Origin of the sequence: Nonomuraea aurantiaca, assembly GCF_020215705.1 — a bacterium.
In the GTDB taxonomy this organism is placed as follows: domain Bacteria; phylum Actinomycetota; class Actinomycetes; order Streptosporangiales; family Streptosporangiaceae; genus Nonomuraea; species Nonomuraea aurantiaca.
In genome coordinates, this window is record NZ_JAIWNB010000007.1 from 199425 (window position 1) to 226317 (window position 26893).

A 26893-nucleotide genomic window follows, 5' to 3' on the forward strand; every position below is an offset into this window, starting at 1 on the left:
TCTCGCCGGCGGCGGTAAGGGATGTACGAACGGTACCAATCGCCACAATTGTCCCCTTGCTTCTATGCCGTCGCTTGCATCTCGCCAACAAAGGAGCGATGTCCCGCCGGAGACAGGAGGGCGCTAGGTCTTCTTCTTGGCGGGCGCGCATGCCGAGTCCAGCGTGTCCAATCGGTCGGACTGCTGGGCGATCCGGCGTGGCGATCGCGTGGTGGTGGGCGTACTGGTGGGAGACGGGGTCGCGGCCTGGGCGCGGACCACCTTGCCGGAGCGTGCGATGGCGGCCCTCACCGCCTTGCGGATGCGCGGGTAGTCGGGATAGGCCGGGTTGTACGCGGGTGGTACGAAGTTCATCTTGGCCACCTTGGCGCCCTTGACCTGCTGAGCGAGCGGCACCAGGTCCTGCAGCAGATCGCGCGGGATGTCGGTGCGGAAGGTCTCCTTGGCGGCCTTCGCCAACGCGTTGAACTTCAACAGCACGTTGCCCGGGTTGAGCTGGTTGAGCATGGCGCTCATCACGCACTGCTGGCGGAGCATGCGGGTGTGGTTGTCGGCGCCGGCGCAGGTGCTGCCCGGATGGTCGCGGGCCCTGCCGTACCACAGGGCCTCGTTGCCGTCGAGGGTACGGGTGCCGGCCTTGACCACGCCGCCGTCGGAGCGGCCCACGCCGTAACAGACGTCCTGCTCGACGTTGATGGTGACGCCGCCGAGAGCGTCGATCAGGCGTGCCACGCCCCACATGTTGACGAGCATGTAGTAGTCGATCTTGAGGCCCAGGATCTGGCCGAGCGTGCCCTTGACGGCCTCCGGGGCGCGTTCGGGGGAGTGGCCGGCGACCTCGGGATGCGTGTCGGCGTACGCCCAGACCGCGTTGAGCAGGTCGGCCGAGCCGCGGCCCTGCGCCGGCGGCAAATAGAAGTTCTTCGGCGGCGGGAACCGCCTGGCCAGCGCGGATCCCGGCGCGAACGGCGCGTTCTCCATTTCGCGCGGCAGCGCCAGAACCACGGAGTTGCCGGTGCGGACGTCGATGCTGACCACGTTGATGCTGTCGGTACGGATGCTCACGCCCTTGCGCGAGGCGGCGCCGTCCCCGCCCAGCAGCGCGATGTTGAGCCGATCGCGTCCCTGCCACGGGTTCCGATGATCGATCGGCTTGGACGGTGAGGACTTGAAGACGCTGCCGATCGCGTCGTCAGAGGTACGGGCGGTCGTGGCGGCCAGCCCGAAAGGCAGCGCCACGGTCACCGCCAGCACGCCCGCGACCGTGGCCGTACCGAGTTGTCCCCACTTGCCGAGCCGGGCAGGTCGCAGCACGATGTACGAGCTGATCACGACCCCGGCCCAGGCCAGCCCGGCTGCCACGCACAGCCCGGTGAGCACGGCCAGCCAGGTCGGATCGAGCAACAGGCCGGCCAGCGCGTTACGGTTGATCAGCGCGATCACGGCACCGATCAGCAGCACGCCGAAAATACCCATCATGATCATGCCGGTACGCTTGCGGCCCGCCCGCAGGTGCACGATGCCCGGCACGACGACCGAGGCGAGTGTCCAGCCGATCACGGATGGAGCAGTCCACCTGCGCATCCAACCTCCCCCATAGGCAAAATTTGCCTCATTGCGCAGGGAATGTAGCAAATCCCCTCGCTTGGGGTGACGTACTCGATCAATGGACCTCTGGCGCGACGGGCTGCCGGGACGCGATTTCGGCGGCTGCGCCGAGGCGCAGCCGCCGAACGGCCACGGGCACAACCCGTGGCCGGGACGCGCTATCTGCCGCGTCTGCCGTACATGCCGACTGTCAGCGAGACGCCCAGCGCGGCCAGGGCGACCTGGATGCCGAGCTCGATCCAGTCGATGCCGCGGGTGTCGGCCACGCCGAGCGCGGCGGCGAGGGCGGTGCCCACGAGCGCCGCGACGACGCCGATCACGATGGTCAGCCAGATGGGGATGCGCTGGCGTCCGGGGACGACGAGCCGTCCCAGCGCGCCGATGACGATGCCGATGATGAGTCCGGAGATGATGCCGGTGACTTCCATACTGAGACTCCCGATGGGTCGGCGATCTGTCCGGGCAACGAACCACCTCCTGGAGAGGGTTCCTCAATCGGTGGGCGCGGTGGGCGGCCTTCTTCGCCCTAGGTGTAATGACCGCAGACGATTCGCTGGACGGCGGAGACGGCGCGGATGAGGTGGGGTTCGGCGCGGTCGGCCCGATGGGCGACCGCCAGGTCGACGGCCGCGGGAGGGGTCAGCGGTCGGAAGGCGACGCCTTCCAATGCGAGGGCCGTCACCGGTTCGGGGACGACGGCCGCGCCGAGCCCGCCCGCGACCAGCGTGATCAGGGTGGAGGTCTCGCCGACCTCGTGACGGATCCGGGGCTCGACGCCGGCATCGCGGAACAGCCCGAGGACGACGTCGTACATCACCGAGCGGCGGTCCGCGGAATGGACGATGAGGCCGGTGTCCGTCAGGTCGGTGATCGCCACCTGCCGCTGGGCGGCCAGAGGACCCTCAGCGGGTACCGCGACGACGAGCCGCTCCCGTCGCAGCGGCAGAACAGTGAGCGAGAGATCGGCGATCGGCGGGCGCAGCAGCGCCACGTCGATCGCGCCGGTCCGCAGCGCGGCCACCTGGTCGGGCACCAGCATCTCGCCGCGGAAGGAGAAGTCGACGCCCGGCAGCTCGTGGGACAGGCCGCGGGAGAGCGCGGGCAGCAGGCTGTAGGTCGCCGAGCCCACGCAGCCGATCGCGAGATGGCCGACCGCGCCGGCCGCGATCCGGCGGGCCTCGTGTGCCGCCTCGTCCACCGCGTCGAGGATCCGGCGGGCCCGGGCCAGGTAGTCGCGGCCCGCGTCGGTGAGGCCGACCCGGCGCGTGGTCCGATGGAGGAGTTCCACGCCCAGATCGTCCTCGAGCCGGCGGATCGCCTGCGACAGAGGTGGCTGGGCCATGTGGAGCCGCTCGGCGGCACGCCCGAAGTGAAGCTCCTCGGCGACGGCCACGAAGTACCGCAGATGACGCAGATCCATAGGTGTCGCGTCTCAATAGGGCTGAATATTGATATTTCACAGTATCAAGCTCGGTCCTTAGCCTTGAGACATGGCCTGCTACCTCTACTCCGCCGTCCGGACCCCCTTCGGCCGGTTCAACGGCGCCCTGTCAGACGTACGGCCGGACGACCTGTCGGCGCGCGTCATCACCGGGCTCCTGGACCGGGTGCCGGAGCTCGACCCGGCCGCGATCGACGAGGTCGTCTGGGGTAACGCCAACGGCGCGGGAGAGGACAACCGCAACGTCGGCCGGATGGCCGCCCTGCTCGCCGGGCTGCCGACCAGCGTGCCGGGCACCACCGTCAACCGGCTGTGCGGCTCCAGCCTCGACGCGGCGATGATCGGCTCCCGCGCGATCGAGACCGGCGACGCCGACATCGTCCTGGCCGGCGGAGTCGAGTCGATGACCCGCGCGCCCTGGGTGCTGCCCAAGCCGTCCAGAGGCTTCCCGCCCGGCGACCTCACCGCGGTCTCGACGACGCTCGGCTGGCGACTGGTGAACCCCCGCATGCCCAAGGAGTGGACCGTCTCGCTCGGTGAGGCCAACGAGCAACTCCGCGAGAAGCACGCCGTCACGCGGGAGCGGCAGGACGCCTTCGCCCTGCGCTCCCACCGGCTGGCCACGGCCGCCTGGGCCGAGGGCTTCTACGACAACCTGGCCGTCCCCGCCGGAGGGCTGGCCCGCGACGAGGGCGTCCGCTCCGACTCCTCGCCCGAACAACTCGCCGCACTCAAACCGAGCTTCCGCCCAGACGGCACCATCACCGCCGGCAACGCCTCGCCGCTCAGCGACGGCGCCTCCGCCCTCCTGCTCGGCTCGCCCGCCGCCGCGGATCGGCTCGGCATCGAACCGCTCGCCCGCATCGCGGGTCGTGGCGCCTCCGCGCTCGATCCGCAGGAGTTCGGGTACGCCCCCGTCGAGGCCGCCGAACGTGCCCTCGCCCGCGCCGGAATCGGCTGGGACCAGGTCGGCGCGGTCGAACTCAACGAGGCCTTCGCCGTACAGTCGCTCGTGTGCGTCGACGCCTGGGGCATCGACCCGGAGATCGTCAACACCCGGGGCGGCGCGATCGCGATCGGTCATCCGCTCGGCGCCAGCGGCGGCCGCGTCCTCGGCACCCTCGCCGGGGTGCTGCGGGAGCGCCGCGAGCGGTGGGGTGTCGCCGCGATCTGCATCGGCGTCGGCCAGGGCCTGGCCGTGGTCCTGGAGAACCTGGCGGTGGCAGCGTGAGCCGGGCGCGGATCCTGGACAGCGCCGACGAGGCGGTCAGCGGCATCGAGGACGGCAGCACTGTCCTCGTCGGTGGTTTCGGCCTGGCCGGGATGCCGTTCGACCTCATCGACGCGCTGATCCGGCAGGGCGCCAAGGAGCTCACCGTCGTGTCCAACAACGCCGGCAACGGCGAGGTGGGGCTGGCCGCGCTGCTCCAGGCCGGCCGCGTACGGAAGGTGATCTGCTCCTTCCCGCGGCAGACCGACTCGCACGTCTTCGACGGGCTCTACCGCGCCGGGAAGATCGAGCTTGAGGTCGTGCCCCAGGGCAACCTCGCCGAGCGGATACGCGCCGCCGGCGCGGGCATCGGCGCGTTCTACTGCCCGACCGGCGCGGGCACCTCGCTGGCCGAAGGCAAGGAGACCCGGACCATCGACGGCCGCGTCCACGTCCTGGAATATCCGATCAAGGGGGATGTCGCGCTGATCAGCGCCCATCGCGCCGACACGATGGGCAACCTCGTCTACCGCAAGACCGCCCGCAACTTCGGCCCCATCATGGCCACCGCCGCCGCGACAACGATCGCGCAGGTACGCGAGGTCGTCCCCGTCGGAGGTCTCGACCCCGAGGCCGTGGTCACCCCCGGCATCTACGTTCACCGAATCGTCCAGGAAGCGTGTTGATCATGCCCCTGTCCACCGACGAACTCGCCGCGATCGTCGCCCGCGACATCCCGCCCGGCTCCTACGTCAACCTCGGCATCGGGCAGCCCACCAAGGTCGCCGACCATCTTCCCCGCGACTCCGGGGTCGTCCTGCACACCGAGAACGGCATGCTCAACATGGGCCCCGCGGCGACCGGCGACCAGATCGACCCGGACCTCATCAACGCCGGCAAGGTCCCGGTGACCGAACTCCCCGGCGCGTCCTACTTCCACCACGCCGACTCCTTCGCCATGATGCGCGGCGGCCACCTCGACGTGTGCGTGCTGGGCGCCTTCCAGGTCTCGGTCACCGGCGACCTGGCCAACTGGCACACGGGCAAGCCCGGCGACATCCCCGCCGTCGGCGGCGCGATGGACCTGGCGATCGGCGCCAAGCAGGTCTTCGTGATGATGACGCTCTTCGACAAGCAGGGCCGGTCGAAGCTGGTGCCCACCTGCACCTATCCGCTGACGGGCATCGGCTGCGTCAGCCGCGTCTACACCGACGTCGCCGTCATCGATGTCGGCCCGGGCGGGGCGACGGTGCGGGAGACCTTCGGGATCACGGCCGACGAGCTCCGCGACAGGCTGGCCGTTTGAGCATTCCCACCACATCCTCATGGCCTACCGCGGGGCTGATCCGGCACTGAGTGGCCTTGCGGATCACCACTCGACCCGGCCGCTCCAGCCGTACCAGCTCCCGGTGAGCGTCGAGGTAGTCGACCGGTGCCGCGCGTGGTGGACGCGTACTCCCGATGGCACCTGCTCGGTGGGGAGCCACGTCACCGCAGCATGTGTCGCTGCCGACACGCGCGTGCGCGCATCGGCAGCGGTTTGTCTCAGACCTGGTTGGCTCCGCCGTCGACGAACAGCTCGATGCCGGTGACGAAGCCGCTCTCCGGTGAGGCGAGGAAGGCCGCGACGGCTGCGACCTCCTCCGGCCGCCCCATCCGGCCGAGCGGGACGGTGCTGGTCAGGTGGTCCCGAAGCTGCCGGTCCTCGTCCTCGTCGGCGGCCAGGCCGGTGATTCCCGGGGTGTCGATGGGGCCGGGAGCGATGGTGTTGACCCTGATGCCCCGGCCGCTGAGCTCGTTGGCCCAGGTGCGGGAGAAGGACCGCACCGCGGCCTTGGAAGCGCCGTAGACGCCGAAGGCCTCGTTGCCCACGGAGCCCGCGGTGGATCCGGTCAGGATCACGGAGGCGCCGTCGTTGAGCAGCGGCAACGCCTTCTGCACGGTGAACAGCACGCCTTTGACGTTGCTGTCGAACGTCGCGTAATAGTGCGCTTCGGTGACTTCCTCCAGTCTGGCGAACTCCCCGCCGCCGGCATTGGCGAACAGCACATCGATACGGCGGCCCTCGTCCGCGACGGCCGCGTACAGACGGTCCAGGTCTGCCAGGTTCGCGCTGTCGGCCTGGACGCCGGTGGCGGCACCGCCGATCTCCGTGACCGCGGCATCCAGGGCGTCCTTGCGCCGGCCGGTGATGAACACCTTGGCGCCGTCGGCGGCGAACCGCCGCGCCGTGGCCAGGCCGATACCGGTGGTGCCGCCGGTGACGACGGCCGTCTTCCCGTCGAGAGATCCCATGATCACTCCCTGTCCTGAGAGTGTCAGGTCGTGCCGAGGGCCTTGCGCAGGACCTGGATGGCCTGCTCGACGGCGCCCGTGGTCGCGGCGGTCTGCCGGAGCGGGTTGAGCATCATGAAGTCGTGCAGGATGCCGTTGTAGCGCAGGCTCGTCGTACGCACCCCGGCCGCCACGAGCTTGCGCGCGTACGCCTCGCCCTCGTCCCGCAGCACGTCGTTCTCGTCCACGATCACGAACGCCTCGGGCAACCCGGTGAGGTCCTCCAGGCTCGCCCGCAGCGGCGAGGCGGTGATCTCCGCGCGCCTGTCGTGGTCCGGCAGGTACGCGTCCCAGAACCAGGCCATGGCCTTCGCCGTCAGGAAGGGCCCGTTGGCGAACTCCCGGTAGCTGCCGGTGTCCTGGGCGGCGTCCGTGACCGGGTAGTAGAGCGACTGGTGGACGAACGTCACGTCGCCACGCTGCTTGGCCAGGATGGCCAGGGCGGCCGTCATGTTGCCGCCGACGGAGTCGCCCGCGACCGCGAGGCGTGCGGCGTCGAGCCCCTCGGAGGCCCCGTCCCGGGTGATCCAGCGGGCCGTGGCGTACGCCTGCTCGATCGCCACCGGGTAACGCGCCTCCGGCGAGCGCTCGTACTCGACGAAGACCACGGCGGCCTTCGCCCCGACGGCCAGCTCGCGGACGAGCCGGTCGTGCGTGCCGGCGTTGCCGAGGATCCAGCCGCCGCCGTGGACGTACAGGACGACGGGCAGCGTGCCGGTGGTGCCCGGCGGCTTGACGATGCGGACCCGCACGTCCCCGACCTCGGCCGGTACGGTGATCCACTTCTCCTCGACGTCGAGCTTGTCGATCGGGGCGGCCTGGATGTCGTCCAGGACCTTCCGGGCGCCCTCGGGGCCCAGCTCGTAGAGGAACGGGGGCTTCGAGGTCGCGTCCGCGATCTCCTGCGCCGCCGGCTCCAGGATGTGCTCAGTCATGAGACGTCCCCTTTGTCGTCATGGATGCTCGAGCCCCCCGGGCTGACGTACCCGCTATCCGGGGGGGTGAACGCACGGTCATCGTGACCAGGCACAGAGCGACTGAGCCCGAGACGGCGTGGCGTCTGTCCCCCGTGCGAGCTACCCGCGAGTGTCCACTGCGCGGTGACGATTCCAGGTCGTCGGATCCCTAGCGTTCTCGGCGTAGCCGCGGCGTCCTGGTCGCGGAATCTCGCAGAGGAGTCATCATGCGACTGTTGAAGCAGCTCGTGGCCGTCGCGGTGGTCGCCTTCGTCGGCAGCCTGGGCGTGGGCGCGGTGCAGGGGAACAGGTTTCTCACCCTGGTCATCGGTGTCGCGACAGCCGTGCTCGCGGTGTTCGTGTACGCCCGGGTCGTCCGGTGGTCCGAACGCCGCGAGCCGGTGGAGGTGGCCGCGAAAGGCGCCGCCACCGCCGTCGGCCGAGGGGTGCTGATCGGTATCGGGCTGTTCTCGGCCGTCATCGTGAACATCGCCTTCATGGGCGGCTACCGGATCGACGGGGGCGGCTCGGTGGCGGGCGCGGTCGCGCTGGTCGGCTTCATGGCCGCCGCCGCCGTGACGGAGGAGCTGCTCTTTCGCGGCATCCTGTTCCGGATCGTCGAGGAACGTACCGGCACGTGGATGGCGCTGGTGCTGACGGCCCTGGTGTTCGGCATGTCGCACCTGTTCAACCAGCATGCCAGCCTGTGGGGCGCGCTCGCCATCGCGATCGAGGGTGGTGGCATGCTCGCCGCGGCGTACGTCGCCACCCGCACCCTGTGGGTGCCGATCGGCCTGCACTTCGGCTGGAACTTCGCCGCGGCCGGCATCTTCAGCACCGAGGTCTCCGGCAACGGCGCGACGGAAGGGCTGCTGCACGGGGTGACGTCAGGTCCGGCCCTGCTCACCGGTGGCGACTTCGGGCCGGAGGGAAGTCCGTACTCGGTCGCCTTCTGTGTGCTGATGACGATCGTGTTCATGTGGCTGGCCCGCCGTCGCGGCAACCTGGTCCCTCGCCGGCGCGGCGCCCGGCCCGGCACGACCGCTACGCTCTCCCAGTGATCGGTCTCCATCGGGTCCCGGATCTGTGGCGGCGGTGTGACGTCACGGTCCGGGATTCTCCGTTGGCGCTGCTGTTGGCCGTCACGTCGTTCCTGCCGGCGTTGCAGAGTGCCGGGACGCAGGTGGGCGACGTGCCGCTCCGCCCCTTCGACGCGCTGGCCGTCGTGGCGGTCGCCCTCCAGAGCCTTCCACTGGCCGTGCGCCGACGGTGGCCGGCCGTCTGCCTCGTCCTGGTATCGCTCGGCTTCGCACTCGACCAGCTGCGCGGCTACCACGCGCCGGCGGGTACCGGGCTGCCCATCGCGCTGATGAGCGCGGGCGCGCATCTGGAGCGTCACCGTCGCGTCCTCGCGGCCCTCCTCTCCGTGGCGTACGTTCCGCTGGCGGTGGCGCTCGACCGGCCCGGCGGGACCGAGAGGCCGGAAGGATTCGTGCTGTTCTACCTGACGCTGGTCCTCGCCTGGGGCGCCGGGGCCTGGCTGCGCTCCAGCCGGGCCGCCGAGGCCGAGCTCCGCCGCCACGTCGCCGAGGCCACTCGCGCCGCCGAGCGGACCCGGATCGCCCGCGAGCTCCACGACGTCGTGACTCACCACGTGACGGCGATGGTCGTACAGGCCGAGGCGGCACGCTACCTGACCGCCGTACCCGATCGCCTCGACGCGACCCTGAGCGCCGTCACCGACACCGGCCGGCGGGCCATCGCCGACCTGCGGCACCTGCTCGACCTGCTCAACCCCGGCCACGACACCGACGTCAGGACGCCGTCCGTCGTCGAACTTCACACGCTCGTGGAGCAGACGCGTCAGGCCGGGCAGCCGGTGGAGTTCACCGAGGAGGGCCGGCCGGCGGAGTCGGCCGGCAGCGCCGAGTTCGTGACCTACAGGGTCGTGCAGGAGGCTCTGACGAACGCCCTCAAATACGCCCACGGCAGCCGCACCGTGGTCCGCGTGCGCTATGGCCAGAAGGAGATCAGCGTGGAGGTCAGCACCGACGGCTCCGGCTCACGGAGCGGCTCTCCGGGGGGAAGCGGGAGGGGTCTTGCCGGGCTCCGCGAGCGGGTCGACGCCCTGGGGGGCGAGTTCAGCACGGACCGGTCGGCGGGCGGTGGCTTCGTCGTGCGGGCCCGCGTCCCCGCGGGGAGCCCGTCGTGAGCGCGCCGGTTCGGGTCCTGATCTGCGACGACCAAGCGCTGATCCGTACCGGGTTCGCGACGATCATCGGTGCGCAGCCCGACCTCGAGGTGGTGGGGGAGTGCGGGGACGGCCGCGCCGCGGTCGAGCTCGCCCGCCGGCTGAAGCCGGACATGGTGGTGATGGATGTACGGATGCCGGTGCTCGACGGGATCGAGGCGACCCGCCTGCTGGCCGGCGCCGGGGTGGCGGATCCGGTCAAGGTGCTCGTGGTGACCACGTTCAACCTGGACGAGTACGTGTACGAGGCGCTGCGCGCGGGCGCCAGCGGGTTCCTGCTCAAGGACGCCCCACCGGCGCAGCTGCTGAACGGCATCCGCACCGTCGCGACGGGCGCCGCGCTGCTGGCCCCCGAGGTGACGCGGCGGCTCGTCGGCAGGTACGCGTCGAGGATCCGTCCCGCCGAGGACACCCCGGACGGCATCGCGCTGACCCCGCGCGAACTGGAGGTGCTGCGCCTCATCGCCGACGGCCTGTCCAACAGCGAGATCGCCGCGACCTTGGTGATCAGCCAGGAAACCGTCAAGACGTACGTGTCGCGTATCCTCACCAAACTCGACCTGCGTGACCGCGTGCAGGCCGTGGTCTACGCCTACCGCAGGGGCTTGGTGACCTGAGCGCGGCCATCACGCATATGACGATGAACGAATATAAACAGTTGTGCATTTCGCTTAACGAAAAGGCCGTCAAATATGAACGCGGTCGCGGCCATGTACCTGGCGATCCGGGCGGAGCCCTCGGGCCGCCCGAAGGTCACCCTGGCCAGGACAGGCGACCATTCGCGCTGGTTGACCGCCAGGTAAGCGATCTTCTTCCGCCAAGGTCTACGGCGTCCAGGGCGTGACCGTCGCTCGGCCCTCGTCCGCTGCCCAAGTACGGGCGGAGGTCACCATTGTTCGACCCTCGTCCGCTCCCCGGTACGGGCGGAGGTCAGCGCTGCCTCCAGCATCGCGACGCTGTGCGCGTTGTCGGCGGCGGGCGAGGTCGGCTCACCGGTGCCCGCCACGGCGTCGACGAACGCGCGCAGCACCCCGGCCCGCTCGAACAGCGGCAGCTCGGTCACCTCGACCGCGCGTACGTTCCCGGCCGCGTCGGTGATCGACACGGCCCGGTGGTCGTCCGGCGCGGCCCCCCACGTCAGCAGCCCCTCGTCGCCGGAGATCCGCCACACGCCGGGCCACGGCGTCTGCGGGCCGACCCCCTGGCTGGACAGGACGTAGTCGATCGTGAGCCCGCCGTCCAGCTCGACGATGAGGCTGGCCCCGGGGGTGCGGTCCTGGGCCGAGCGTACGGGCGTGACCGGCACGCAGGTGATCGCCACCCCCTCCCGCCCGAACAGGTACCGCATCAGGTCGAAGTGGTGGATGGCCAGCTCGACCAGGGAGTTGGCGTCGCGGACACCGGCGTGGTCGCGGTGCCATTCGAGCGAGACCCGGCGGACGGCGCCGACGGCTCGCCGGTCGAGCAGGTCGTGGACGACCGGGGCGCCGGGGAAGATCCGGTAGTTCTGGTCGATGCCGAAGACCAGGCCCTTTCGTTCGGCGAGGCCGGCGAGCTCCCTGGCGGTCGCGGCGTCCAGGGTGAACGGCTTCTCCAGCAGCAGATGCGCGCCGGCCTCCAGGACCTGCCGGGCGACGGCCGCGTGCGCGCCGATCGCGACCGGCGCGATAGCGGCCACGGCACCGGTGGCCTGCAGCGCCTCCTCAACGGTGGCGAACACGTTGTCGCGGCCGGTCTTGGCGGTGAACGCGGCTCGTGCCTCGGGGGAGGCGTCCACCCAGCCGGTCACCTGGACGTCGGGGAGCTGCGGGAGGATCTTCGCGGCCCAGTCGAGCCCCCAGGGGCCCAGGCCGATCTGGATCAGGTCGGTCATGCCTCGGCCCACCAGTTCCGCGGCCATTCGCCCTTCCTGGTGATCTTCGGCTGGGGCTGGGCGGGCGGTGTCGCCCACTGGACCGCGTTGGCCAGCACGCGCCTGATCTCGGGCTGGAAGTAGATCGGGGACTCCTCGTGGCCGGGGGCGAAGAAGAAGATCCGGCCCTTGCCCCGCTGCCATGCGCAGCCGCTGCGCAGCACCTCGCCGCCCTCGTACGAGCTGATGAAGACGAGCTCGTCCGGCTCGGGGATGTCGAGCGGCTCGCCGTACATCTCGCCCTTGGGGATGACGACCGGGTTGGGGACGCCGCGGACGATGTCGTGGCCGGGCAGGATCGTCCAGAGCAGCTCACTGTCGTCGTGCCGCCAGCTGGCGATCTTGCAGGAGGTGCCCAGCAGGGTCTGGGCGACCTTCGACTCGATGGCGGAGTGCAGGATGAGCAGGCCCATGCCGTCGAGCACCCGCCGCCTGACCCGCTCGACGACCTCGTCACTGACCTCGTTGTGCTTGAGGTGGCCCCACCAGAGCAGGACGTCGGTGTCGTCGAGTACGGCCTGGGTCAGACCGTGCTCGGGCTCCTCCTGGAGCGCGACGCGTACATGTGCCTCGGGGCCGAGGTGTTCGGCCAGCGCCTGCCCGAGCACGACGTGCAGCCCGTCGGGATACACCGACGAGACGCTGGGATACGTCCGCTCCTCATAGAACTCGTTCCACACGGTCACGTTCATTCGTTCGCGCACCCATCCGATGTTTCTGTGAGTCTGCCTCTCTATATGCAAGGCTTCTGCATATTAAGATGGGGTGACTCTCGGCACAACGCCTGGCCTCCAGCAAGGTAAAAGGTCTCACATCGTGAGACTTGTGCAAGTGAGTCCGCTTTCGCCATTGCGATGATCTTCACTTGAGACATCCGATGACATAGCGAAGAAAGGTCAGGATGACGAAGACCTCCGACATCGGCGTCCACTCCAGGTCGCTCGCGGCCGGCGCCTGCTCCAGCGGGCCGTCCGGGCCTGCTCAGCGGTGCGACGCTCGGCACGGTCGGGGTGCGGCTGCCCACGCTACGGCCCGAGACCGCCATGCTCATCGAGATCGCGGCACAACCGGCGCTCGGCGGGCAGGCTGTAGGCAACGCCGAGTTGGCAATGGAGCAGATAGCGACAGAGCAGAAAGTAAACGGATGACCTCCTCCAAGGTTCGGCCGAGCACGAGCACGCAGCTCGGCGGTGACACGTCCGCGCTGCGAACGCTCAACCTGCGCTCTGTGCTGCGCGTGCTCTACGGCGGCGGCAGCCACACGATCGCCTCGATCGCGGCGGCGGCCGGCATCTCGCGCCCGACCACGACCCAGGCGATCTCCGACCTGCTCGCCGCGGGCTGGATCCAGACCGCCGACCAGGCCATCGACAAGGTCGAGAAGAAGGACGGGCGGGGACGGCCGGCACAGCGCTTCGAGTTCCGTCCGGGCGCGGGTCACGTGCTCGGGGTCGACATCGGCGGTCACAAGGTGCTGGTGCTGGTCAGCGACCTGTCCGGGGAGATCGTCGCCGAACGTCGCGAGAGCCTGCGCCCGACCTCCCCACGGTCCAGGCGCCTGACGATCATGAACGAGGCGATCAACGAGGCCCTGGAGGCGGCGGGCCTGTCCGCCGCCGACATCTTATGCGCGGCGATCGCCACCCCCGGCGTCGTCGGCCCGGACGGCAAGGTCGCGCACGCCCCAGCCATTCCCGAATGGGCCGGCGTCGACCTGGGCGGGCACGTACGGAACCGGTTCGGCATCCCGACCCAGGTCTTCAACGACATGCGGATGGCCGCGCTGGCCGAACACTGGAAGGGCGTGGCCCGTGACGCCTCCGACGTGGTGTACGTCCACGTCGGCCGCCGCATGGGCACCGGCCTGCTGGTCGCCGGTCGGCCGCACGCCGGACGGCACGGCGCCGCGGCCGAGATCGGTCTGTGGCGCGGGCTGCCGTGGGCGCACGCGTACGAACGGCTGCTGGATCTGGCACCGGGGCGAAGCACGGACCAGGAGGACGCGATCCAGGCCATCTTCGAGGCGGCCAAGGCGGGCGACGCGGCCGCCCAGGCAGGCATAGACGGGTTCGCCGACCTGCTGGTGGCGGGTTTGGCGCCGGTGATGGTGACGATCGACCTCGAGTTGGTGATCATCGGGGGCGGCATCTCGGCCGCCGGCGAGGCCATCCGCGAGCCGGTACGCGTCCGCGTCGAACGCGAGACGGACTTCCCGCCCAAGGTGGTCTGCTCGGTGCTGGGCGACCATTCCTCCGCGATCGGAGCCGTGCGCTGCGCGCTGGATGTCGCGGAGGAACGTCTTTTCGCCGAGCTCAAGCCGGGTCAGGGAACGCCGGCTCAGCAGGGGGTAGGGGTCGCGCTCAGCAGGGGGTGAAGTAGTACTTCGCCTGGCCGTCCATCGTCCCCCACTGGCCGGGCGGCTGAGAGCATCCGGACCAGCGCTGGCCGACGATCTGGTCCCCCACGAAGTAGCTGACGACGAGGAGGAGGTCGCCCCCCGGCGGGGGAGGGGGAATCGCCTGGGCCGGGGTGGAGCCGAGGGCGAGGGCGCTGAAAGCCAGCGCCACCACTAAAACGCCGCGCTTCATTTTCATGCAGGTTCCTCCAGATCAGCCGATTTTCGGGCCAGAGCGAACGCCGAAGCTATTTGCCTGAATGAGATCACGATAAGCGCTGTCGATCAAGGTGTCGTCAGCAGTCGCTTCTCCGCCGCCGTTTTCGGGGACTCGATGAAAGTTTCACCACTTTTGGCGTGTTTCCCCAGCTCAGGCGCATCCCAGCTTGACCGGTCGCCGCTCTGCGAGGACGTTCGTGTCGAACCTTCTGAGTTGGGAGTCCGATGAGTCACCCCCGTCGCCGGCTGCTCGCCATTCTGCTCTCCGCTTTCCTGGTCGCGCTGTGCGCCTTGGCGCCCTTGACGGAACAGCCCGCCGGCGCGGTCAGCGACCCGCCCGGCCCGGTGACGGGCAACGCCACCTACTTCGACGGGCTCGGCATGCCGTACGGGGGCTGCGGCCTGCCCCAGGCGAACCTCGACTCACCGGACTTCGTCGCCCTCAACGTCTACAACACGCCCGGCGACTACTCCTTCTACCCCCGGCCGCTGACCGGCGCCAACCTCAGCAAGGCCGGGCTGTGGAACAACGGCCTGAACTGCGGCCGCTACATGCAGGTAGAGATCGGCGATTACTGCACGGGCACCAACGACGGCGCGCAGAACCAGCCGTTCTGCCGCAACGGCTCCTGGGTCTCCGACGCGTACAAGGGTGCGAAGCTGACCATGCTGGTCGCCGACAGCTGCGGCGACTCCAACGCCTGGTGCCGCGATGATCCGTACCATCTGGACCTGAGCAAGGACTCGCTCAACCGGTTCGTGAAGAACGGCGCCCCGATCGGGGACATGTATCCCGGCCATTGGAACAACCGGCACGTCACCTGGTCGTTCATCCCCGCGCCCAACTACAGCGGCGACATCGACATCGGGTTCCTGCAGTCCGCCCAGGTCTGGTGGCCCGCCATCTCCGTCTCACACCTGGCCAACGGCATCCACGGCGTCGAGTACTTCGCCAACGGGGTGTGGCAGACGGCCCAGATGAACGGCGACATGGGCCAGTCGTACGTCATCGGCGGGACCACCTCGGGCGGCAACCAGTACCAGATCCGGGTGCGAGACGTCACGGACACGCTGATCAACGGTGGGCGCGTGTACAGCTTCACGCTTCCGTCCACCTGCAACCCGTGCGGCACGCCGTACACCAAGGTCGGCTACACCACCTCAACCGGCTCGACCCCTACGCCCACGGTCACCCCCACCCCCACCCCCACCCCCACCCCCACGGGCGGCACCGGCGTCTCCTGCGGCGTGGACTACCAGGTCCCCAACGCCTGGCAGGGCGGCTTCACGACCAATGTGACCGTGCGGAACACGGGCACCACGACCTGGAACAACTGGACGGTCACGTGGCACATGCCGTCCGGCGTGACCCTGACCAGCGCCTGGAGCTCCACCATCACACCGTCGGGCACCACCTGGACGATCAAGGCCCCGAGCTGGTCCACGAGTTTGGCACCGGGCGCGTCGGCCACCTTCGGCTTCCAGGCCAACGGCCCGTCCACACCCGGCCCGGCCAACATCACCTGCTCCTAGACCGGGGAGCTACCTGCGGAGTCTGGCCCTGGTGGCGGCGGAGACCACCGCGCTCTTCTCGGCGGTGGTCATCAGCCCGGCCCGGATCCAGTCGTCCGCGGTGCGGGTCACCGCCGACACGAAGCAGCTCTGGTTGTCGAAGGGCGCCATGGCCCAGAGCGCGTCCAGGAACGTCGCCGAATCCGCCCGCGCGTAGTTCGGCACGCCGGAGTCCACCGTGCCGAAGACGATTTTCGGCTCTACGCGGTGGAAGTAGGCGTGGTAGCGGTCGGTGTCGCCGCTGTAGAAGGGCACCAGTGGCAGGCCGTGCGTGGTGAAGGTCATCGGCGCGGTGGGCGTCATGGTCTGCGCGAGGTCGCCGGACAGCGTGAAGTCCTTGAAGAAGGAGAAGTCGCGGAAGGTGGTCTCGTCGCTCTTGGCGACCATCGGCACCGGGCCGTACGCGATGCTCTGGGTGGTCGGGACGTCCAGCGCCTTCTCCACCCGCAGGGAGAACGGCATCGACACCCTGATCTTGTCGCCGCGCCGCCAGTTCCGGTTGAGCGTCACATACTCGCCGGGCGCAGCGCGGACCTTCTGGTCGATCCCGTTGATCCGGACTGTGAAGCCCTTCTCCACCCAGTGGGGCACCCGGAGCTTCACGGCCAGGCGGCCCGTGCCCTCAACCGTGAGCGTCGTCACCCCGGCGGGGTCGGTCGGATAGGTCGTGGCCTGCTTGATCGTGAAGCCCTTCTCCGGCCAGCGTAGCTTCGAGGCCAGGTAGAGGTTCACGTAGAGCGCCGAGTCGTCCGCCGACCGGAAGTAGATCGAGTCCTGGAACTTGGTGTGGCTCTCCAGGCCGGTGCCGCCGCAGCAGGTGCCGAGGTTGCCGTAACTGCGGGACGCGCCCGGCCGCATGGGGATGAAATAGGTCAGCAGCGGATCCGTGGTGCTGTCGATGTTGCGGCGCGAGGCGAGGATCTGACCGTAGAGGGCCCGCTCGTAATACTGCATGTACTTCGGGTTCGCCGTGTGGAAGAACAGGCCCCTGCTCAGCTTCAGCATGTTGTAGACCGGACAGGTCTCGGCGTTGTTGGTGCCCAGGGTGCCGACGATGACGTCGCGCGCGCCGAAGAGCTCGCCGTTGTCGGTCGGTCCGGCCGTGCCGCCGTCGGTGAAGGTGCGATGGGGTACGACCATGTCCCAGAAGTTCACGGCGGCGTCGAAGTAGTGGCGTTCCTGGTCGCGCTCGAAAATGGACAGGTAGCCGATGAACTGGGGGATGTGCTGGTTGGCGTGCTTCCTGTTCAGCGTGTCCTCGTTGCCGACCGTGGCCGTGAGGAGCGCGGTGTTGTCGAAGCACTTGGCCGTCGTCAGGTGCTCCTCCTTGCCGCCGAGGGCGTAGAGGTCGGCCATCACGGCGTTCATGCCATTGTATTCGCCCGCGATGTAGATGCTCCACATGCGGTCGAGCTGCTCTCTGGGAAGGGGGCCCAGTCGGCCGTGCACCCAGTCGCCCATCTTCATCACGATGATGCGCGCCTGCTCGTTGCCCGCGTACTGGTAGGCGTCGAGCAGCCCACGCATGATCATGTGGCAGGTGTAGTAGGGCGCCCAGATGGTGGGATAGGTGGCGTACTGCTCCAGCAGGATGAACTGCGTCTCGGGGTAGGCGGCCAGGAACCCGGGATGGCTCGGCCCGGGATGCCCGGTGGGCTCGGAGACCAGCCGGGCGTCCTTCCCCTTGCCCGAGGAGTCGCCCGCGCTCTCGCCGCTCTCCTCGTCGAAGCGGTACCACGCGACGTCGCCGCCGCCCAGCCCGCCGTCCGCGCTGTTCGTCAAGGCCACGATCTCCGCCTCTGTCAGCGCGCGGCCGTAGATCTGGAACTCGTCCACCGAGCCCTTCAGGTACGCGTCGCCGTACTGCGACTTCCCGATCCAGTTGTTCGCGGTCGGGCCGAGGCTGGATGGTTTGAGGGTCATGGCGGTGTTCGTGCCGACCGGTGCGCCGTTCACATAGAGGGTCCCGGTGCCGCCCGACAAGGTGACCGCCAGGTGGGTCCACTGGCCGGTGGGTAACGGGCCGGTTCCGTTGACGCGCTGCTCGCCGCTGCCGCCGCTGGTGGTGATGGCGAATCTCGGCGCGGCGCCCGCGCTCACGGTCAGGAACATGGTGCGGGTCGTACCAGTGCCGAAGTCGAAGATCCGCGACCAGGTGGTGATCGCGGCCGGGTTCAGCCACACAGCGATGGTGAAGTCGTCGAGGCCGCTCACGATGTCGGCGGGCAGCGACACGTACTGGGGTCCGTCGAGTTTCGCCGCCTTGCCGAACTTTCCCGCCACCCTGGCGACCGGGTCCGGCGCGGGCGCGGGTTGCCCGACTCTGGCGGCCAGCGCGTCCTGGCACTCGCCGAGCGCCTTGACCATGTAGTCGACCTTGTCCTTGTAGAAGGCGTCGCCGGAGCCCGCGTAGGCCAAGGCCAGCGCGCTGAGGAAGTGCCCGCTGTAGTGGCCGCGCAGGTTGCCCGTGGCGTCGTCCCAGCTGCCGGGCGGCTGGGCGCCCAGCGTGTCCAGTCCGGCGTTGGCCCGGAAGTTGGCCAGCATCCGGTCGGCGGGGTAGGCCCTCAGGAAGTTCAGGATCCGGTCACGGTTGACGCTGAACAGGCTCTCGCCCAAGGTGACCTGGCTGTTGGCGAACGGCCGCACGATCCAGGCGCCGGGCACCGGCGGGTCGAGCTGCGGCGGCGGGGCCGGCGCCATAGGAGCCGCCTGGGCGGTGCCGAGCGGGAGCGAAGCGAGTGCGGAGGGGGTGACGGCCGCCAGCACCGCCAGTCGCAGGGCCTCTCGCCTGGGCATCATGTTCGACATCTCACTGTCCCGTCCATGCTCGGGTCCGGCGAATGGTAGCGCTAACATTTCGGGGCCGAGCACCCTGGCGTTGCGTGCTCGGTGGGAGTGTTAACGATCTCGTCGCACCCGTCAAGGCGCCGAGACGGCACTCTCACTCTGACAGCGGTTTTGACCCTTTGAGTACTGGGATTGACCTTATTGATCTATTCACTTCGACGAACGATCATCGAGGGCAGTAGCGCTTCCGCACCTCAGGAAGGATCTTCATGATTCGCCGCGCATCGCTGGCCGTCCTGGTCGCCCTCGGCGCCCTCACCGTCATCAGCTCACCCGCGCACGCCCGCGCATGCATGATCGACTACCACTGCGAGACGTACTACTACAGCGACTCCGCCCACACCACGCTGGTGGGCGTCAAGTACGAGAACTGCGTCGGGGATGAGGAGTGGGTGGGCAGGCGCGGGTCGTACGCGGTGTTCAACGAGACCCCCTGCTGAGACCTTAAAAGCCGCAGCCGGCCGCTCTCAGCCCAGGTTGAGGCGGTCGCGCTGGGCCGCGTACAGGTCGGTCACCCGGGGGCGGGTGCCGTGGTCGGCGAGCAGGTTCTCCAGGTCTCCGGTGAAGTCGGGAGCCAGCTCGCTGACCGTCCCCGTGGTGCCCTGCACCCCGACGGTGAGGCTGCGCGGCGCGACGTCCGCGATCGTGATCGCGTACGGGCTGCCACCGGTGACGCGGATGTTCCAGTGCGCGATCCGCGCCCCGAACAGCGGGCCAGAAGCCGCCGAGCCGCCGACCCGGCCGTTGTTGACCAGGGCGATGTTGGTCCGCGCGTTCTCGAACGGCAGCGCCCGGTGCGAGTCGAACGTGCCCTCCGCCATCGTGCCCCGCCGCCAGACGTTCCCGGACGACAGTCCCTCCAGGTTGAGGCCGTGGTGGACGGCTCCCGCGGGGACGGGCACGGTGAACGCCTCGATCTCGAAGTCGTCCACGAGGTTGTCGTGCGACTGCATCCGGCAGGCGAAGCTGTGGTGCGCGGACCGGCCGCCGACCGTGACGCGGGTGAGGGTGTTGGACTTGGCGGTGGTGAAGCCGAAGCCGAGGTCGCAGTTCTCCACGCGTACGTCCCTGGCCCAGCAGTCGTGGACGGCCTGGAAGCACACGCCGTTCGAGCCGGGGTGCTTGTTGTGGGCGGTCATCGCGACCACGTCGTTGCGGATCGTCAGGTCCTCGACGCCGCTGTCGTGCACGGTGGGGCCGAGGGCGCGCAGCCGGGCGGGCCAGCCGGGGCGCAGGTCGTACCTGATCGGCTGGGCCAGCCTGACGAGGCGGGTGCCCAGAACGGCCTCGATCCGCACCGGCCATTGGAGGAGCGCGTACTGGATGTACTGACCGCCTGATCCGGTGACGAGCTGGGGCGCGCGGCTCGGCCAGTCGTACGACCGAGTGCCCGGAATGTCGCCCGCCAGGTGCATCAGCAACGTCGCGTCCGGCGGGTTGTCGCATTCGAGCACGACCAGGTCGCCCGCGCGGAGCTTGCTCGTGTCGGACACCAGCAGGGTCCGCTGGCCCCGCGAGGCTGCGCCGACCTCGGCGAGTGTGTCGCCGAGCAGCCAGCCCTCGGTGCCCGCGTAGTCCTCGGACTCCGAGCGGGCGCGCCGCTCGGCCGCGATGAACCAGACCTGGCCGCCGGTCCACGACCAGCGGCTGTTGCCGTTGGACTGCCTGGCCGGCCGGTAGCCGTCGTCCAGCGTACGGGTGAAGCGCAGGATGGTGGACTCGCGCCCGGCGCCGCGCAGGACCACGTTCGACCAGTGCATGAACACCGGCGACGAGAGAAGGTAGGTCCCGCCCGGCACCAGCACCGCGCCGCCGCCCCGTTCGCCGGCGGCGCGGACGGCCGCGTTGAAGGCGGCGGCACAGTCGGTCGTCCCGTCCGCGCGCGCACCGAAGTCGGTCACCTTCGCCACCACGCGGGGGCGCGGTGGCCGGGCCCCGAGCCGGTAGCCGGCCCGCGCGATGTCGGGCACCAGCGGGTGCCCGCCTTCGGCCGCCGCCCACTCCTCCAGCAGCGCCGCCGAGGTGTCGCCCTGGCGGGCGCGGGTCTCCGCCTTGGCGGCGGACAGGGGGAGCGCCGGCACGGCGGCGACGCCGCCGAGCAATGCTCGTCGGCTCAGCGTGAAAGGCTCAGGCACACATCGGAGGATTGCATCGGTAATGATCGCGGTCAAGAGGGTAAGACCGTTGGAGCGAGGCAATCCATCGGATGACTTGGCGGTCAGGAAGTGGTCATCAGGGTCAGGCTCTCGTCCTCCACAGAGGTCGCGATGTCGCGGGTGACGCGGTATCGGGCCAGGTCGGGACCGTCACCGTTGGTGATCTCCTGAGCCACGAGGCGGCCGAGCTCGGGCGCGAGGTTGACGCCACTGTGGGTGACGAGGTGATAGAGGCCGGGGGCGCCGGGGTGGGTGCCCGCCAGCGGCAGGCCGTCCGTCGGCACGGGCCGGACGCCGAGGCGGACCCCGGCCAGGCTGGCGGTGCGCAGCGCGGGAAGGATGCGCTGGCCGGCGGCGTGCAGCCGTTCCGCCAGGGCGTCGTCGCTCTGGCCGGGCAGGAGCGCGTCGACGGGCCAGGAGATGGAGCAGATCCGGTCTCCGGGGGCGGGGCGCAGGTCCACCTGGGGCGTGGCCAGGATCGCGCCGAGCCGGAGGCCGGGGACGGGCGTGCTCTCTCCGACCAGCCCGGGGATCCGGGTCATGGGGAGGTCGGTGCCGGCGAGCGCCGCGACGCGGTCGGCGTCCGGGCCGGTGCAGTTGACCACCCAGTCGGCCTCCCAGCGGCGCGTGCCGGTCTCGACGCCGGTGACGGCGTCGCCGCTGCGGATCAGCGCCTCTGCCCGCAGGCCGTACCTGATGTCGGCGCCGAGCGTGGCCGCGCGATCGAGCAGGCGCTGGACGAAGAGCGGGGCGTCATACCAAGCGCTCTGGTCGTGGATGACGAGCTCGCTCGCCGTACACGCCGCGGGATCGACGTCGGGGGCGAGCTCGCGCAGCTCGGACGGGTCGGCGATGCGGCAGACATGCCCCCAGGACTTCAGGCGGACGGCCCGCTCCCTGAGCCCCCGCCGGCTCTCCTCGCTGTCACCCCACTGGATGGCGGGCATGGGGTGCCGCCACGACGGGCCCCCGAGCTCCTCGGCCAGCGTGGCGTGCAGGGCGGCGCTGGCGCGGTTCAGCTCGTAGTACGTCCGTGGGGTCTTCAGATGGGTGACGTCCATGGAGAAGGTTGCGCTGGAGGTGCCCGCGGCTGGGCCGCCGGCTTCGATGACGACGACCTGAGCCCCTGCGACGGCCAGATGGTAGGCGACGGAGGCGCCGAGCACTCCGGCACCGAGAACGATGACGCGGGACACGTGGATATCTTTCCTTCGGGTCTTCGGGGTCTCTTCGGGGGCTTCGCGGGGTCAGAGGACCTTGCTGAGGAATGCCCGGGTGCGCTCGTGCCGGGGCTCGCCGAGCACGGCGCCGGGTGGCCCGGATTCGACGACGACCCCGTCGTCCATGAAGACGATGGTGTCGCACACCTCGCGGGCGAATCCCATCTCGTGGGTCACGATGATCATCGTCATGCCGTCCTCTTTCACCAGGTCGCGCATGACGTCCAGAACCTCGCCCACGAGCTCGGGGTCGAGGGCCGAGGTCGGCTCGTCGAACAGCATGAGACCGGGCCGCATCGCCAGGGCGCGGGCGATGGCGACGCGCTGCTGCTGGCCGCCGGACAGCTGGTCGGGGCGGCTGTTCGCCTTGTCGGCCAGTCCCACCCTGGTCAGCAGGGCGTAGGCGCGCTCGCGTACCTCGGCCTTCGGCTCCTTCTTGACCATGATCGGCGCCGTCATGATGTTCTCGAGCGCGGTCATGTGCGGGAAGAGGTTGAAGCGCTGGAAGACCATCCCGATGTCCACCCGCTGGGCGGCGATCGCCTTGTCGGGCAGCTCGTAGACCTTGCCCTCACGCTCCTCGTAGCCGATCAGGCGGTCGCGGAAGTAGAGCCGGCCGGCGTCGATGCGTTCGAGGTGGTTGATGCAGCGCAGGAAGGTGGACTTGCCGGACCCCGACGGGCCGATCACGGCCAGCACCTCACCCTCCGCGACCTCCAGGTCGATGCCTTTGAGCACGTCGACCGCTCCGTAACGCTTGTGCACGCCTTCCGCGCGGATGAGGGACTTCATCGGCTGAACTTTCGTTCGATGTAGTGCTGCCCGGCGTTCAGGACGGTCGTGGCCACGAGGTACCAGAAGCAGGCCACCGTGAGCAGAGCGACCTGCTGGAAGTTCCTGGAGTAGATGCCCTGGATCGAGGTCAGGAGCTCTGGTACGGCGATGGCGAAGACGAGGGAGGTGGTCTTGAGCATGGAGACCACCTGGTTGCCCGTCGGCGGGATGATGACCCGCATGGCCTGCGGAAGAATGATCTTGCGCAGGGTCTGGAAGCGGGTCAGGCCCAGGGCGTGGGCCGCCTCCGTCTGGCCGGGGTCGACGGAGGTGATGCCGGCCCGGACGATCTCCCCCATGTAGGCCGCCTCGTGCAGGCCGAGGCCCAGCACCGCCGCGGTGAGCTGGGTGATGATCATGTTCGTGTCGAACTCCACGAACGTCGGTCCCCACGGCACGCCGAATCCGATCGTCGGCACCACCGCGGACAGGAAGTACCAGAACAACAGCTGCACCAGCAGGGGCACGCCGCGGAAGACCCAGATGTAGAACCCGCTCAGCGCCGAAAGCAACGGGTTGGGCGACATGCGCAGCACCGCGAGGACGATGCCGCCCGCGACGCCGACCACCATGGCGAGCACCGTGAGCAGCAGCGTGGTGCCGAGCCCGGTCAGGACCGCGGGGGAGAAGAGGTACTCGCCGACGACCTTCCACTCCATGCGCGGGTTGGCCACCCACCCCTGCAGCAGGAAGATCGCCAGGAAGCCGAGGACACCCGCGCCCACCCAACGCCCCGGATGACGGAGCGGGACGGCCTGGATCCGCACTTGCGAATCCGGGCCCGCCGTCTGCCGGGTCGTGGTCACGACTCGCCGCCGTTGATCACCGCTTTGTCGAGGGCGCCCGACGCCATCTCCCACCTGGCGAGGATCTTGGCGTAGGAGCCGTTGTCCATCAGCTTCTGCAGCGCCTGCTGTACGGCCTTGGCCAGGTTCTGATCCTCCTTGTTGACGAGGATCCCGTACGGGAGGAAGCGGTAGGGCTGACCCACCTGCTTCATCCGGCCACTGGACTGGGCGGCCTGGTAGGTGATGGTGGGGGTGCCGCCGATGAAGGCGTTGGCCCGGCCGGTGGAGACGGCCTGCAGACAGCCGGCCGTGTCGGGGAACACCAGCACCTTGACCGCCGGCTTGCCCGCTCCCGTGCACTTCGTGTTCTGCTGCTCGGCGTCGTCGGCCTGGGCGGTGCCCTGCTCGACGGCCGCCGTCTTCCCGCAGAGATCCTCGAGCGACTTGATCGACTGAGCGTCCTTCTCCTGGACCAGGAGCGAGCTACTGGTCTTGAAGTAGTCGACGAACGTGACCTTCTCGCGGCGTTCCGGCTTGTCGAGCATCGCCTGGACGGCCAGGTCGTAGCGGCGGGCCTGCACGCCGGCGATGAGGCTGTCGAAGCTGGCCTGGTTGAACGTCACCTCGACGCCGAGCACCTGGCCGATGGCCTTCATCAGCTCGGGTTCGAGGCCGATGACCGTCTTGTTGTCGGTGTCGAGGTAGACCAGGGGCGGGTAGTTGTGGCCCGCCGCGATGTTGAGCGTGCCACTCTTCTTGATCTTGTCGGGCAGAAGCTCGTGGAGCTCCTGATTCTTCTGCTGCGCTGGCGCGGCTGCCTGGGACGTGCCGCTTCCAGAACAAGCTGTCAGGGACAGGAGTCCCACCAGGCCGAATGCGGCGGCTGCTTGGGTGAACCGCATGGAGCAGGACACCCCCTCTCAGGCGTAGTACGACGTTCCGTAAACACCAATATTGGGGGTCCGTTTGGAAACGACAAGGTGAGCGAGCATTCGTATTGGTGCACAGGCTGTTCAGCCTTGCTTATCCTTTTACCCGATTCGACCAGCCAGCCGACCCTGAGGGCCGATCGCATCGCCTCTAGTCGGCCCACGGTCTGGTGATGCTAGTCGCCCGACTGTTAAGTTGGCTCGATGCTTACCCCGGGCCAGTTGCAGGCCATCCGTGAAGTGGTCGCCACCGGTTCGCTCAGGACCGCCGCCAAGCGCCTCGGATTCACCCCGTCGGCCATCTCGCAGCAGGTCTCCTCGCTGGAGCGGAGCCTGGGGGTCCAGCTGTTCGAGCGCCTGCCGCGCAGCATCCGGCCCACCGCGGCCGGGGCCGAGCTGGCCCGCAAGGCCGCCAGGTTGCTGGCCGATCTGGAGGCGGCGGAGGAGGAGATGCGCTCCTTCGCCGCCGCCCACCGGGGCAGGCTGCGGCTCGGCAGCTTCTGGTCCGCCGGATTCCGCCTGGCGCCCGCCGTACTGGCCGAGTTCCTCCGCGACCACCCCAACGTGGACATCCGCTACGAGGAAGGCGATCCGCACCGGACCATTCCGGCGGTGAACGAGGGACGGCTCGACCTGGCCGTGGTCTTCGAGTACGGCATGGTGCCGCACAGCTGGCCGAAGGACCTGAACATGACGTTGATCATGGAGGAGCCGCTGTACGTGCTCGTGCCGACCGGTCATCGCCTGGCCGCCCGCAAGCGCATCCAGTTCGGGGAGCTGTCCGCCGAACGATGGATCTCCTACACCGAGGGGATGGACGCCTCACTCAACCTGTCGCACATCTGCGCGGCCAGCGGCTTCGACCCCGACGTGCTGTTCCGCACCAACGACTACAACCTGCCGTTCGAGCTCGTACGCAAAGGGCTGGGGGTGGCGATCGTGCCGGAGCTGGCGATGATCGAGTCGCACGACGTGTGCGTCTTCCGGCTCGGCGACAGCTCCCACATTCGCCGGGTCTTCACCGTGTGCCGCGCCACTGACCCGAACCCCCTGCTCAGCCACGCGACGAGCATGCTCATCAGCGCCGCCGAATCCCTGCACCGGCGGACGGATCTGCCCGTCGCCGTATGAGCCCGGCCGCTTGTTCAACCGCCCTCACGTGCCGCTTCAGCCGGCGAACCTCTTCGCGACGTCCCGCGCCCAGCGTGCGGCCTCGGCCGCCTGGTCGCCGGTGAAGGGCGCGCCGGGCAGCCGGCCCAGGCGCTCCACCTGCTCGGCGTAGCGCAGGTGCTCCTGATGAGCGTGCTCGCGGCAGGTGAGACAAGTGACGCTCTCCGGACGCGGCGAGGTCATCGCATAGGGCACCTGGAGCCCGCAACCGGTGGTGACGACGCTCGGTGCGTCGGGCACGCGGCCCAGCATCGACACGATCGCATTGCGGTAGGCGGCACCGGCCTGCATCACCTTCTGCTCGACGTGAATGTGCGGATCGGTCTGGCTCATCTGCGTCTGCGCCTCCGTCCGAGTCGTCCGGGAATCAGGCTAATGCGTGGACTCATGTGGGGCGCCTGACCAGTCCGGTAGTGGTTCGCACCTTTCTCTCCACTGTGGCGGCAGTTGAGTGCTTTCGGCGGCTGCGATGATCCCGCCGACGATGGCGCACGTGGTATCGACGTCCCCGCCGGCCGCCGCCGTGGTCCACATGGCGGTTTCGAAGTCGCGGCGTTCGCGAGCCGCCACCCAGAGGGTGAACGGGACCGTGTCGTGCGCGGCGACCTGCCGGCCGTTGCCGAGCATCGCCGAGAGCGTCCGCCAGTCGCCGCCCTCACGCACCAGCCGGAGCATCCGGTTCGTCGCGGGGCCGTAGCCGCGGTCGAAATCATGACGGGCGGCGAAGCTCGCGGCGAGCTCGTCCTGGTCGATGGCGCCGTGGTCGGCCAGAACGCGATAGATGGAGCAGGCCATCTCGGTGTCATCCGTCCACTGCCAAGGGCCGGGCGGCAGGAGGCGGGAGGAGAGGGCGTGCTGGTTGGCCGGTACGAAGAACTGGGAGCCGAAGGAGCCGCCGAGCGCCAAGCCAAGGAGAGAGGCTGTGCTCCGCGCGGAGAGATGAGCTGACATCACTGCCATTGTGCAGCACTTCGGCCGGCCGGGCCGCGCTTCGAGAGCCGAAGCGCGGCGCCGCCTGGGGCCGGCGGGCGCTCGACGAGGTCGAGCAGAC

Annotated in this window: 27 protein-coding genes; 10 read left to right on the top strand and 17 right to left on the bottom strand. The window is 69.4% G+C overall.

Annotation, left to right across the window (positions count from 1 at the left end; genetic code table 11):
- Nucleotides 1-123: 123 nt before the first annotated feature.
- The 3 genes from LDL49_RS19065 to LDL49_RS19075 all read right to left on the bottom strand — a co-directional run bounded on the left by LDL49_RS19065 (nucleotide 124) and on the right by LDL49_RS19075 (nucleotide 3028).
- Nucleotides 124-1584, bottom strand: coding sequence for an LCP family glycopolymer transferase (locus LDL49_RS19065; RefSeq protein WP_225292428.1), 1461 nt, complete (start codon nucleotides 1582-1584; stop codon nucleotides 124-126).
- Nucleotides 1585-1766: 182 nt separating this feature from the next.
- Nucleotides 1767-2036 (bottom strand): GlsB/YeaQ/YmgE family stress response membrane protein, encoded by a 270-nt coding sequence (locus tag LDL49_RS19070; RefSeq protein ID WP_225292429.1) that lies wholly within the window; start codon nucleotides 2034-2036, stop codon nucleotides 1767-1769.
- A 98-nt stretch (nucleotides 2037-2134) separates the two neighbouring features.
- Nucleotides 2135-3028, bottom strand: coding sequence for a LysR substrate-binding domain-containing protein (locus tag LDL49_RS19075; RefSeq protein ID WP_225292430.1), 894 nt, complete (start codon nucleotides 3026-3028; stop codon nucleotides 2135-2137).
- A gap of 70 nt (nucleotides 3029-3098) precedes the next feature.
- Here LDL49_RS19075 and LDL49_RS19080 point away from each other — a divergent pair, with 70 nt between their 5' ends.
- Genes LDL49_RS19080 through LDL49_RS19090 form a run of 3 tightly spaced genes read left to right on the top strand, consistent with a single transcriptional unit; the run spans nucleotide 3099 to nucleotide 5565 of the window.
- Entirely contained in the window at nucleotides 3099-4280 is a 1182-nt protein-coding gene (locus tag LDL49_RS19080; protein ID WP_225292431.1) for a thiolase family protein, read from the top strand.
- Entirely contained in the window at nucleotides 4277-4945 is a 669-nt protein-coding gene (locus LDL49_RS19085; RefSeq protein WP_225292432.1) for a 3-oxoacid CoA-transferase subunit A, read from the top strand. The genes LDL49_RS19080 and LDL49_RS19085 overlap by 4 nt, the downstream gene beginning before the upstream one ends.
- 2 nt (nucleotides 4946-4947) lie before the next feature.
- On the top strand, nucleotides 4948-5565 hold the full coding sequence (locus LDL49_RS19090; RefSeq protein WP_225292433.1) for a 3-oxoacid CoA-transferase subunit B: 618 nt from the start codon (nucleotides 4948-4950) through the stop codon (nucleotides 5563-5565).
- A 63-nt stretch (nucleotides 5566-5628) separates the two neighbouring features.
- On the opposite strand, the gene LDL49_RS56990 is transcribed toward LDL49_RS19090, so the two are convergent.
- Genes LDL49_RS56990 through LDL49_RS19100 form a run of 3 tightly spaced genes read right to left on the bottom strand, consistent with a single transcriptional unit; the run spans nucleotide 5629 to nucleotide 7528 of the window.
- Complete coding sequence (locus LDL49_RS56990; protein WP_263655231.1) at nucleotides 5629-5751, bottom strand: hypothetical protein; 123 nt, start codon at nucleotides 5749-5751, stop codon at nucleotides 5629-5631.
- Nucleotides 5752-5804: 53 nt separating this feature from the next.
- The gene (locus tag LDL49_RS19095) at nucleotides 5805-6554 is read right to left on the bottom strand and encodes an SDR family oxidoreductase (RefSeq protein ID WP_225292434.1); all 750 of its coding nucleotides are present in this window, start codon (nucleotides 6552-6554) and stop codon (nucleotides 5805-5807) included.
- A gap of 23 nt (nucleotides 6555-6577) precedes the next feature.
- Nucleotides 6578-7528: an alpha/beta hydrolase gene (locus tag LDL49_RS19100; protein WP_225292435.1), complete on the bottom strand. Its 951-nt coding sequence runs from the start codon at nucleotides 7526-7528 to the stop codon at nucleotides 6578-6580.
- A gap of 248 nt (nucleotides 7529-7776) precedes the next feature.
- Here LDL49_RS19100 and LDL49_RS19105 point away from each other — a divergent pair, with 248 nt between their 5' ends.
- The 3 genes from LDL49_RS19105 to LDL49_RS19115 are packed head-to-tail and all read left to right on the top strand — an operon-like array spanning nucleotide 7777 to nucleotide 10417.
- Complete coding sequence (locus LDL49_RS19105) at nucleotides 7777-8610, top strand: CPBP family intramembrane glutamic endopeptidase (protein ID WP_225292436.1); 834 nt, start codon at nucleotides 7777-7779, stop codon at nucleotides 8608-8610.
- The gene (locus LDL49_RS19110; protein WP_225292437.1) at nucleotides 8607-9761 is read left to right on the top strand and encodes a sensor histidine kinase; all 1155 of its coding nucleotides are present in this window, start codon (nucleotides 8607-8609) and stop codon (nucleotides 9759-9761) included. The genes LDL49_RS19105 and LDL49_RS19110 overlap by 4 nt, the downstream gene beginning before the upstream one ends.
- Nucleotides 9758-10417, top strand: coding sequence for a response regulator (locus tag LDL49_RS19115; RefSeq protein ID WP_225292438.1), 660 nt, complete (start codon nucleotides 9758-9760; stop codon nucleotides 10415-10417). The genes LDL49_RS19110 and LDL49_RS19115 overlap by 4 nt, the downstream gene beginning before the upstream one ends.
- A 269-nt stretch (nucleotides 10418-10686) precedes the next feature.
- Here the strand turns inward: LDL49_RS19115 and LDL49_RS19120 are convergent, their stop codons facing one another.
- Together LDL49_RS19120 and LDL49_RS19125 are read right to left on the bottom strand one after the other, a co-directional pair.
- Nucleotides 10687-11673 (bottom strand): Gfo/Idh/MocA family protein, encoded by a 987-nt coding sequence (locus tag LDL49_RS19120; protein ID WP_225292439.1) that lies wholly within the window; start codon nucleotides 11671-11673, stop codon nucleotides 10687-10689.
- Complete coding sequence (locus LDL49_RS19125) at nucleotides 11670-12416, bottom strand: ThuA domain-containing protein (RefSeq protein ID WP_225292440.1); 747 nt, start codon at nucleotides 12414-12416, stop codon at nucleotides 11670-11672. The genes LDL49_RS19120 and LDL49_RS19125 overlap by 4 nt, the downstream gene beginning before the upstream one ends.
- A 440-nt stretch (nucleotides 12417-12856) precedes the next feature.
- Between LDL49_RS19125 and LDL49_RS19130 the strand changes: the two genes are divergently transcribed.
- Nucleotides 12857-14086 (top strand): ROK family protein, encoded by a 1230-nt coding sequence (locus tag LDL49_RS19130; protein ID WP_225292441.1) that lies wholly within the window; start codon nucleotides 12857-12859, stop codon nucleotides 14084-14086.
- Here LDL49_RS19130 and LDL49_RS19135 read toward each other — a convergent pair.
- Complete coding sequence (locus tag LDL49_RS19135) at nucleotides 14073-14306, bottom strand: hypothetical protein (RefSeq protein ID WP_225292442.1); 234 nt, start codon at nucleotides 14304-14306, stop codon at nucleotides 14073-14075. The two genes, LDL49_RS19130 and LDL49_RS19135, sit on opposite strands and share 14 nt — an antisense overlap.
- A gap of 245 nt (nucleotides 14307-14551) precedes the next feature.
- Between LDL49_RS19135 and LDL49_RS19140 the strand changes: the two genes are divergently transcribed.
- Nucleotides 14552-15859: a cellulose binding domain-containing protein gene (locus tag LDL49_RS19140; protein WP_225292443.1), complete on the top strand. Its 1308-nt coding sequence runs from the start codon at nucleotides 14552-14554 to the stop codon at nucleotides 15857-15859.
- Nucleotides 15860-15868: 9 nt separating this feature from the next.
- Here LDL49_RS19140 and LDL49_RS19145 read toward each other — a convergent pair whose 3' ends face one another.
- Nucleotides 15869-18697, bottom strand: a complete 2829-nt coding sequence (locus tag LDL49_RS19145) for a beta-L-arabinofuranosidase domain-containing protein (RefSeq protein ID WP_225292444.1) — start codon at nucleotides 18695-18697, stop codon at nucleotides 15869-15871.
- A gap of 257 nt (nucleotides 18698-18954) precedes the next feature.
- Between LDL49_RS19145 and LDL49_RS19150 the strand changes: the two genes are divergently transcribed.
- Nucleotides 18955-19185, top strand: a complete 231-nt coding sequence (locus LDL49_RS19150; RefSeq protein WP_225292445.1) for a DUF6289 family protein — start codon at nucleotides 18955-18957, stop codon at nucleotides 19183-19185.
- Between the two features lie 27 nt (nucleotides 19186-19212).
- On the opposite strand, the gene LDL49_RS19155 is transcribed toward LDL49_RS19150, so the two are convergent.
- The 5 genes from LDL49_RS19155 to LDL49_RS19175 all read right to left on the bottom strand — a co-directional run bounded on the left by LDL49_RS19155 (nucleotide 19213) and on the right by LDL49_RS19175 (nucleotide 24645).
- Nucleotides 19213-20880 carry a glycosyl hydrolase family 28-related protein gene (locus LDL49_RS19155; protein ID WP_225292446.1) on the bottom strand — a complete coding sequence of 556 codons (1668 nt, stop codon included), beginning with the start codon at nucleotides 20878-20880 and terminating at the stop codon, nucleotides 19213-19215.
- An 83-nt stretch (nucleotides 20881-20963) separates the two neighbouring features.
- Nucleotides 20964-22097 (bottom strand): NAD(P)/FAD-dependent oxidoreductase, encoded by a 1134-nt coding sequence (locus LDL49_RS19160; RefSeq protein WP_225292447.1) that lies wholly within the window; start codon nucleotides 22095-22097, stop codon nucleotides 20964-20966.
- Nucleotides 22098-22148: 51 nt separating this feature from the next.
- On the bottom strand, nucleotides 22149-22913 hold the full coding sequence (locus LDL49_RS19165; RefSeq protein WP_225292448.1) for an amino acid ABC transporter ATP-binding protein: 765 nt from the start codon (nucleotides 22911-22913) through the stop codon (nucleotides 22149-22151).
- Nucleotides 22910-23761, bottom strand: coding sequence for an amino acid ABC transporter permease (locus LDL49_RS19170; protein WP_225292449.1), 852 nt, complete (start codon nucleotides 23759-23761; stop codon nucleotides 22910-22912). The genes LDL49_RS19165 and LDL49_RS19170 overlap by 4 nt, the downstream gene beginning before the upstream one ends.
- Nucleotides 23758-24645, bottom strand: a complete 888-nt coding sequence (locus LDL49_RS19175) for an ABC transporter substrate-binding protein (RefSeq protein ID WP_225292450.1) — start codon at nucleotides 24643-24645, stop codon at nucleotides 23758-23760. The genes LDL49_RS19170 and LDL49_RS19175 overlap by 4 nt, the downstream gene beginning before the upstream one ends.
- A gap of 231 nt (nucleotides 24646-24876) precedes the next feature.
- Between LDL49_RS19175 and LDL49_RS19180 the strand changes: the two genes are divergently transcribed.
- Nucleotides 24877-25803: a LysR family transcriptional regulator gene (locus tag LDL49_RS19180; RefSeq protein ID WP_225292451.1), complete on the top strand. Its 927-nt coding sequence runs from the start codon at nucleotides 24877-24879 to the stop codon at nucleotides 25801-25803.
- Nucleotides 25804-25839: 36 nt separating this feature from the next.
- Here the strand turns inward: LDL49_RS19180 and LDL49_RS19185 are convergent, their stop codons facing one another.
- The gene (locus LDL49_RS19185) at nucleotides 25840-26175 is read right to left on the bottom strand and encodes a hypothetical protein (RefSeq protein ID WP_225292452.1); all 336 of its coding nucleotides are present in this window, start codon (nucleotides 26173-26175) and stop codon (nucleotides 25840-25842) included.
- A gap of 39 nt (nucleotides 26176-26214) precedes the next feature.
- On the bottom strand, nucleotides 26215-26793 hold the full coding sequence (locus LDL49_RS19190; RefSeq protein ID WP_225292453.1) for an ADP-ribosylglycohydrolase family protein: 579 nt from the start codon (nucleotides 26791-26793) through the stop codon (nucleotides 26215-26217).
- Between the last annotated feature and the right edge of the window lie 100 nt (nucleotides 26794-26893).

What these genes read in the sequence shown, in the direction of transcription:
- LDL49_RS19065 (WP_225292428.1), bottom strand. Translation starts at nt 1,584, where the DNA reads ATGCGCAGGTGGACTGCTCCATCCGTGATCGGCTGGACACTCGCCTCG.
- LDL49_RS19070 (WP_225292429.1), bottom strand. Translation starts at nt 2,036, where the DNA reads ATGGAAGTCACCGGCATCATCTCCGGACTCATCATCGGCATCGTCATC.
- LDL49_RS19075 (WP_225292430.1), bottom strand. Translation starts at nt 3,028, where the DNA reads ATGGATCTGCGTCATCTGCGGTACTTCGTGGCCGTCGCCGAGGAGCTT.
- LDL49_RS19080 (WP_225292431.1), top strand. Translation starts at nt 3,099, where the DNA reads ATGGCCTGCTACCTCTACTCCGCCGTCCGGACCCCCTTCGGCCGGTTC.
- LDL49_RS19090 (WP_225292433.1), top strand. Translation starts at nt 4,948, where the DNA reads ATGCCCCTGTCCACCGACGAACTCGCCGCGATCGTCGCCCGCGACATC.
- LDL49_RS19095 (WP_225292434.1), bottom strand. Translation starts at nt 6,554, where the DNA reads ATGGGATCTCTCGACGGGAAGACGGCCGTCGTCACCGGCGGCACCACC.
- LDL49_RS19100 (WP_225292435.1), bottom strand. Translation starts at nt 7,528, where the DNA reads ATGACTGAGCACATCCTGGAGCCGGCGGCGCAGGAGATCGCGGACGCG.
- LDL49_RS19105 (WP_225292436.1), top strand. Translation starts at nt 7,777, where the DNA reads ATGCGACTGTTGAAGCAGCTCGTGGCCGTCGCGGTGGTCGCCTTCGTC.
- LDL49_RS19120 (WP_225292439.1), bottom strand. Translation starts at nt 11,673, where the DNA reads ATGACCGACCTGATCCAGATCGGCCTGGGCCCCTGGGGGCTCGACTGG.
- LDL49_RS19130 (WP_225292441.1), top strand. Translation starts at nt 12,857, where the DNA reads ATGACCTCCTCCAAGGTTCGGCCGAGCACGAGCACGCAGCTCGGCGGT.
- LDL49_RS19135 (WP_225292442.1), bottom strand. Translation starts at nt 14,306, where the DNA reads ATGAAAATGAAGCGCGGCGTTTTAGTGGTGGCGCTGGCTTTCAGCGCC.
- LDL49_RS19140 (WP_225292443.1), top strand. Translation starts at nt 14,552, where the DNA reads ATGAGTCACCCCCGTCGCCGGCTGCTCGCCATTCTGCTCTCCGCTTTC.
- LDL49_RS19145 (WP_225292444.1), bottom strand. Translation starts at nt 18,697, where the DNA reads ATGATGCCCAGGCGAGAGGCCCTGCGACTGGCGGTGCTGGCGGCCGTC.
- LDL49_RS19150 (WP_225292445.1), top strand. Translation starts at nt 18,955, where the DNA reads ATGATTCGCCGCGCATCGCTGGCCGTCCTGGTCGCCCTCGGCGCCCTC.
- LDL49_RS19165 (WP_225292448.1), bottom strand. Translation starts at nt 22,913, where the DNA reads ATGAAGTCCCTCATCCGCGCGGAAGGCGTGCACAAGCGTTACGGAGCG.
- LDL49_RS19175 (WP_225292450.1), bottom strand. Translation starts at nt 24,645, where the DNA reads ATGCGGTTCACCCAAGCAGCCGCCGCATTCGGCCTGGTGGGACTCCTG.
- LDL49_RS19180 (WP_225292451.1), top strand. Translation starts at nt 24,877, where the DNA reads ATGCTTACCCCGGGCCAGTTGCAGGCCATCCGTGAAGTGGTCGCCACC.
- LDL49_RS19185 (WP_225292452.1), bottom strand. Translation starts at nt 26,175, where the DNA reads ATGAGCCAGACCGATCCGCACATTCACGTCGAGCAGAAGGTGATGCAG.
- LDL49_RS19190 (WP_225292453.1), bottom strand. Translation starts at nt 26,793, where the DNA reads ATGTCAGCTCATCTCTCCGCGCGGAGCACAGCCTCTCTCCTTGGCTTG.